The organism is uncultured Sphingomonas sp., assembly GCF_964235535.1.
GTDB lineage: Bacteria > Pseudomonadota > Alphaproteobacteria > Sphingomonadales > Sphingomonadaceae > Sphingomonas.
In genome coordinates, this window is record NZ_CAXSBH010000030.1 from 26,038 (window position 1) to 32,037 (window position 6,000).

At 68.8% G+C, this 6,000-nt stretch carries 8 protein-coding genes; 5 read left to right on the forward strand and 3 right to left on the reverse strand.

Annotated features, from left to right (window positions below):
- Positions 1-100: 100 nt before the first annotated feature.
- The 3 genes from ACFE7F_RS10180 to ACFE7F_RS10190 form a co-directional block, all read right to left on the reverse strand.
- The gene (locus tag ACFE7F_RS10180) at positions 101-364 is read right to left on the reverse strand and encodes a hypothetical protein (protein ID WP_375403723.1); all 264 of its coding nucleotides are present in this window, start codon (positions 362-364) and stop codon (positions 101-103) included.
- Between the two features lie 104 nt (positions 365-468).
- Entirely contained in the window at positions 469-3,258 is a 2,790-nt protein-coding gene (gene traA / locus ACFE7F_RS10185; protein ID WP_375403724.1) for a Ti-type conjugative transfer relaxase TraA, read from the reverse strand.
- 3 nt (positions 3,259-3,261) lie between these two features.
- The gene (locus ACFE7F_RS10190; protein ID WP_375403725.1) at positions 3,262-3,687 is read right to left on the reverse strand and encodes a GNAT family N-acetyltransferase; all 426 of its coding nucleotides are present in this window, start codon (positions 3,685-3,687) and stop codon (positions 3,262-3,264) included.
- A 209-nt stretch (positions 3,688-3,896) separates the two neighbouring features.
- On the opposite strand from ACFE7F_RS10190, the gene ACFE7F_RS10195 reads away from it, so the two are divergent.
- From ACFE7F_RS10195 to ACFE7F_RS10215, 5 genes are all read left to right on the forward strand, one after another.
- Positions 3,897-4,220, forward strand: a complete 324-nt coding sequence (locus tag ACFE7F_RS10195) for a conjugal transfer protein TraD (RefSeq protein ID WP_375403726.1) — start codon at positions 3,897-3,899, stop codon at positions 4,218-4,220.
- Between the two features lie 19 nt (positions 4,221-4,239).
- A complete protein-coding gene (locus ACFE7F_RS10200; protein WP_375403743.1) occupies positions 4,240-4,485 on the forward strand; it encodes a conjugal transfer protein TraD in 246 nt (81 codons plus the stop codon).
- 131 nt (positions 4,486-4,616) lie between these two features.
- Positions 4,617-4,784, forward strand: coding sequence for a hypothetical protein (locus ACFE7F_RS10205; RefSeq protein ID WP_375403727.1), 168 nt, complete (start codon positions 4,617-4,619; stop codon positions 4,782-4,784).
- Between the two features lie 57 nt (positions 4,785-4,841).
- Positions 4,842-5,171: a hypothetical protein gene (locus ACFE7F_RS10210; RefSeq protein WP_375403728.1), complete on the forward strand. Its 330-nt coding sequence runs from the start codon at positions 4,842-4,844 to the stop codon at positions 5,169-5,171.
- Positions 5,171-6,000, forward strand: an 830-nt coding sequence (locus ACFE7F_RS10215; RefSeq protein WP_375403742.1) for a type IV secretory system conjugative DNA transfer family protein, incomplete at its 3' end; no start/stop codon positions are given. The genes ACFE7F_RS10210 and ACFE7F_RS10215, both read left to right, overlap by 1 nt.

Sequence of the window (6,000 nt, forward strand, 5' to 3'; positions counted from 1 at the left end):
TGCTCGGTGTGCCTGGGGCGTCCCGCCCGGGTATGGCTTGCGGCAAATGCTCATCCAGGTCCGGATTGAATCACCCCACCGCCCAAGTCCATAACAGCCTCTAGGCCGGCGACGGAGCCCTGGGCCCCCGCTCCATGTAGTTCGCCGCGGCCTGGTCTAAGAGCGCCATGCGGCTCGTCTCCGGCCGGAACCGGTCGGCATAGTGGGCGTCCAGCGCCCGCTGAGCCTGCTCGGCCGCTTCGCCCTCGGCGCGGTCCGCCTCGTCGTGCAACTCGGCCGCGCGCGCGTTCCACCGCTGCTTGTGCAGGTGGTCCAGCTCGGCGTCGATTCCATCGGCGATAAGGTCGAACCCGGTCGTGCTCATGGTGCCGTCCTCCGACCTCAATATAGGGATTCCCGGCCCGTCCGCATACGGCGCGGGCGCGATCCTCACCGTACACCGCACCGGACCGACGTTATCGCTGGCACCTATCGCCCCCTCCCACGATCATCGCGCCCGCGGTCCCGCTCGCGCTGCTGCTTGATCCGTTCGCGCTCCTGCGCCTGTTGCCGGACGCGCTCTTGATGCCGCTCGCGCATGACCGCCTCGTACAGTTTGGTCAGCTGAGGATGCGCGCGCTCGACCCTGCGCCGCGCCAGCTCGTCGCCGCGGTGACGCCCCTGCCCGGTGATCGGGCCTAGATAGTCCTTCAACTGTCCTATGCGCCCGGCCAGCTGATGTGAGCGCCGTTGCAACGCCCGCGCCGTCTTTTCCCACGCGCCCCGCGCGGCCTCGAACGATGGCCGTTTCAGCGCGGCGAGCAGTCCGCGCGGCGGTAGCGGCTGCGCGCGGGCATGGGCGTCCCGCCTGGCCTCGTGGCGACCGTACATGCCCTGCGCCCGCGCTCCCGCGCGCTGCGCGCGTGTCCGCACCCCCGCCAGCTCGCGCCCATGCTCGGCCGTCCAGCTCTGAACGACCGCCTCGCGCGTCGGCCGCTGGCGCGTCGGCGCATCCCGCTTGCGCGCCATCATCCCGGCGATCTCGCGCCGCTCCGCGAACGCCCGTGCCCGGTCTTGCTCGGTGCGCTCGGGCGCATGGTCGCCCGCCATGTCCTTGCCCCGGTCGCGCGACAGAGCGCGGACAAGCCGGGCCTGGTCGGCGAAGTCGTCGCGCCCATAGTGGACCCGCACCCCGTCTCGGTGACGCGACATGCCCACATAGGCGCTGTGCCGGTCCATGCCCCGCGTCGCGAGTAGGTAGGAGAGGTCGACCGTCACGCCCTGGCTCTTGTGGTAGGTGGCGGCGTAGCCGTGGTCGACCGCGGCATAGTCCTTCACGTCGAACGCGACCTGCCTGCCGTTGTCGAGACGGACGCTCATGTGGTCGGGCGTCGCGCTCTCGATCGTGCCCGTGCTGCCGTTCTTCACGCCCATGCCTCGCTCGTTGCGAAAGAACATGATGCGGTCACCGCTCGCGAACGCCCGGTCGCCACGGTCCGCCTTCACCGCCACGTCCGCCCCTAGCTCGCCGCTCGCGCGCATCCGGCCGCGCGCCTCGCCATTCAGCTCGCGGACCTCGTCGTTCGTGTGGGTTAAGATGATGCTCGTCCGCGCCGGGTCGGCCCGGCGCTCCTGGTCCCAGCCGTCGACCAGCTCGGCCCGCGCCTGCTCGCGCGTGTCGGCCGCCCGCACCATCCCGTTCGCGTCATAGGCGTGGATCGCCTCGCCCGTCCGGCCCGTGGCAAGCTGGCGCGTGGCCTCCTTCTGCCACCACTCCCGCTGCCGCCTGACCTCGGTGATCTCGGCTGCGCCGTGCCGCTCCGCGACGCTCCGGAACGCCGCCCCGGCCTCGATCGCCTGTAGCTGCTCGGGATCGCCCACCATCACGACCTTCGCGCCCGCGTCGCGGGCATGGGACAGCACCCGCTCCATCTGCCGGGTGCCGATCATGCCCGCCTCGTCGACGACGAGCACGTCGCGGGGGCCCAGCTGGTCGCGGCCCCTGCCCCACGCGTGCTCCAGGCTCGCGATCGTCCTCGAGGAGATACCCGACCCGCCCTCCAGGTTCTCGGCCGCGATGCCCGACAACGCCGCGCCCCGGACATTGTAGCCCTCCCGCTCCCACGCCTCGCGCGCGACCCCCAGCATCGCGGATTTACCGGTGCCGGCGTAGCCCACGACGGACGCCAGCCCCTCGCGGCCGGTGATGTGGTCGAACGCGTCCCGCTGCTCGCTCGACAGGGTAAGGCCGCGCGCCTCAGCCGCGCCGATCGCGCCCGCGCGGGTAGCCTCGGCGACCCCGTGCTCGCCGCGGCCCGCCAGCTCGTCACCCGCGCGCTCAAGCCGCGCCTCCACCGCGATCATGTCGCGGCTGGTGAACCGCTCCTGGTCGCGCCCGTCCTTCCCCAAGGCGACCAGCTCGGGGCTGGCCCGCACCGCCCCCATCACCCGGTCGAACTGCTCCTTACCGTCGCTATGCCGGAACGCGAACGTCACCAGGTCGCGGGTGGTGAACGTCGCCTGGGTCCGCGTGATCGCGTCCAGCGCCACGTTCGGATCGGCGATGATCCGCTCGCCGTTCTCCCGCGCGATCCGGGCGTGATCCTCGATCCGCTCCGCCTCAAGCCCCTGCTCCGGTCGCCTGGACGCTGCCGGGCCGATCTTATGCTGCGGCTCCAGCTCGACGCCCTGGTCCGCGTAAGAGCGGTGGTCGATCTGCCCGTCCAGATGCAGCTCGGCCATGCGCTCGTTGACATGGGCCGCCCACGCCTCTCGCCAATCCTTCAACAGCTCGGTCGAGTTCCAGTCGCGGTTCTTCTTTCCAAACCCGTCCGGCCCGACGTCGCGCATCGCCATCATCACATGCGCGTGCGGCTTCGGGCTCCCGTCCTTCGCCTGGTCCCAGTGGACATTGAGGTCGGCGACCATGCCCCGGTCGACGAACTGCGTCTGCACGAAGTCGCGCGCGAGCCGGACGCCCTCGGCCTGGCTCATCTCGCGCGGGATCGAAAACTCCACCTCGCGCGCAAGCTGCGCGTCCTTGCGCTTCTCCCCCGCCTCCACCTCGTTCCACAGCACCGCGCGGTCGGACAACCGCTCCGGCGCGCCCTCGGGCATCATCACCTCCGAGTGGATCACGCCCGCCTTGTTCGAGAAGTCGTGCCCCCGATTAAGCCGGTCGTCATGCAGCTCGGACGCCGAACGATAGGCCGCGCTCGCCACCGCGCTCGATCCGTTCGCCCGGCTGATCACCTTTGCGGAAAAGTGATAGATCGCCACCCGCTACCCCGCCGCCCGGTCAAGCCGCTTGCTCATGAAGTGACGCCGCTCCCCGGCCGGAAAGTCGTCCAACACGCCGAACGCGCTGTAGCCCTGACGCTCATAGAAACCCGGTGCCTGGAAGCTGAACGTGTCCAGCCATGCGCCGATGCACCCGCGCGCGACCGCCTCTTCCTCGGCGCGACGAAGGACCGCTGCCCCCGTCCCGCTCCCGCGTAAATGCTCCGGGAGCCAGAAATACTCGATGAAGAACCACCTAGCTCCCGTCTGCCCATACAACCCACCAACGACCTGATCGTCCTCGTCGCGGACCCAAACCGCAATCGGCTGTGCTGTAACTGCTGGCGCAATCTGGTTATAGGTAGCGAGACCGCTCAGCACGGTCGCTTGGTCCGCTTCGGACGGTGCGTCGGTGGTCTCGATCCGCAAGCCGCGTCCTCTCTTCCTATCTCGCGCATCGGGGTAGGCGTTTCTTCTGCCTTTCTCAAGCGCACGTCGGCACGACGTATAAGCGCGCACTCACAATCCACTACGCTCCTCACTCCTGACTTGCTGGTGCTTGTTCTCCTATTCTCGCTTTACCCTCGTGATGGGGGTGATAGAGTGATTTTAGCATGAATCGCTGAAGGGGTGAGCCGGTGCGGAAAGTGCGCGATTATGATGCCGAGCTGAAGGCGCTCACCGACAAGGCCCGGACGCTCAAGGCGAAGCGGGTTGAACAGCTAGGCCAATTGGTCGTCGTTACGGGTGCCGATGCGCTCGATGCCGAGACCCTGGCCGGGGTGCTGCTCGATGCGGTCGGATCGAAGGACGCTGCGGCAAAGGAGGCGTGGCGCATGAAGGGTGCGAGCTTCTTTCAACGGCGCGGGCGCAAAGGTGGCGGGGCTGCTGCAATCGACGGATCGGCTGCTCAATCTGAACCGGGCGGCGACGCTGCGGGCGGAAGCGGCGCGGCGTCGTAACGACACGCGGGGCTGGGTCATGGAACGTCGGACACGCACCCGCCACCTGATCGAGCTGGGCGGGCTCGTCCAGAAAGCCAGGCTGGTCGAACTGACCGACGACGATCGCGCCACGCTCTACGGCGCGCTGCTCGATCTCGCGGCACGCGCCAAGGTCGCCGAAGCGGACGCGGAAGCCGATGCGCTACTCGCCCTATGGAAGCGACGCGGCAAGCGGGCGTTCGACGCGGAAGCGGAAACATCCATTGTGGAGGAAACCCCGTGATGCATTTCGATATCGAGGCGATCCGCGCTCAAATCCGGGCGATGGATTTCGTGCGCGGCACCCCGGCCGAAGTCGCGCAATGACGCGAGGACAACGAAGACTCGGTTCACAATCACTTCATAGAGGACATCGTGTTCACACCCCACGAGCTGGCGCTGTTCGACATGTTCCTGGACGAGGCCGTGCCCCGCGAACTCTGCACCCACATCACTCTCAAGCTGATAGATCATCCGAACGCGCCGACCGGACCCTATGCGGCCATGCTGAGCGGGCTGGTCCCCGCCCGCGCCGCCCACTGATGGTGGGGCCTCTCGCCACCGGCCGTCGACGCGGAAACCCAAAAGGAGCGATGGACGATGCGTGACATACCCCCCGCGGTGACGTGGGATGGCACCCCCCTTCCCGATGATGGCTACGTCCATCCCCGTCGTTCCTGGCAGGTCGTCATGACCGGGCAGTTCGACGACTCCCACCCGGCCCGACTGGTCGAGGACCTGGGACGCCTGCTCGATCTGCGGCCCGATATCGCGTGCCTGTCCATCGACACCGACGATGGCGGGATGCTCGTCGGCCGCGACTGGCCAAGCGATTATCTGGAGGAAGCCGACGCCGTGCTCGCCCGGATCGAGGCCGCGCCCGGCATCCGCACGGTAACCCTCAATCGTCGCACCGATCCGACCCATTGATGGGCGGCCTCATCACCAAGCTCGGTCCCAACGGCAGGCTCAAGGCGGCCGCGCTGGCGGTGTTCATTTTCGTGTTCGGGCCGGGCGTGCTCGACAACTTCATGCCGCTGTTCTTCGCGGGCGTCATCGCGATCGGGCTGGCCATCACGATCGCCGTGGCCGCCTACAACTCCAACCGCCCCGGCCCCTTCGACGGACTGCTCGGCTCCGCGCGGTTCGGGAGCCGCGACGACGCGCGCAAGCTGGAAGGGTCCGGGGATCTGGTGATTGGCCGCTCCGGCAAGTCGGGCAAGCTGCTCCGGTATGACGGCCCCGCGCACCTGCTGACGATGGCCCCCACCCGCTCGGGGAAAGGCGTGGGCACGATCATCCCCAACCTGCTGCTGCTCGACCGCTCGGTGATCTGCGTCGACCCCAAAGGCGAGAACGCCCGCGTCACCGCCCGCGCGCGCGCCGCCAAGGGGCCGGTCTGGTGCCTCGATCCGTTCGGGGTCTCCGGACGCCCGACCGCGCGCTACAACCCGCTGGCCCGGCTCGATCCGCACGGGCTCGATCTCGCGGAGGATGCAAACACGCTCGCCGATGCGCTGGTTCACGACGCCCCTGGGCAGTCCGGCGATGCGCACTGGAACGAGGAAGCCAAGGCGCTCATCGCCGGCCTGATCCTCCATACCGTCGTCCATGAACCCGCCGATCGCCGCACGCTCGCTACGCTGCGCGACAACCTCACGCTCGCGCCGGCCCGGTTCGCCGATCTGCTCTCCGCCATGCAGGACAGCATCGGCGCCGGTGGCCTGGTCGCGCGCGCCGCCAACCGCCACCTCGGCAA